This is a genomic window from Frankia sp. Mgl5 (assembly GCF_023242985.1).
GTDB lineage: Bacteria > Actinomycetota > Actinomycetes > Frankiales > Frankiaceae > Parafrankia > Parafrankia soli.
On sequence record NZ_JALKFY010000179.1, the window covers coordinates 1 to 261 of the forward strand.

Here is a 261-nt window from a genome sequence, read left to right on the forward strand (position 1 = left end):
TTCCCATGGTTGGGTTTTCGGCGATCTAAAGCCGGAGAACATCATCGTCACCCGTACGGAAAAACAGGTTCGGCTGATCGATTTCGGCGGTGTAACAAAGCTTGGTAACGCCGTTCGCCAGTTTACCGAGGAGTACGACCGTGCGACCTGGCAGGCGGGGGACAGACGGGCGGAGATTTCCTATGATCTGTTCTCGCTGGCGATGGTGATGATCCGCTTGGTAACCGGCAAGGAAGAATGGAAAAGAATGCGAAACGAGAC

General features: G+C 54.4%; 1 pseudogene. It reads left to right on the forward strand.

The window, feature by feature from the left end:
- Positions 1-261, forward strand: a pseudogene (locus MXD62_RS08895) (serine/threonine protein kinase); the annotation flags it as partial.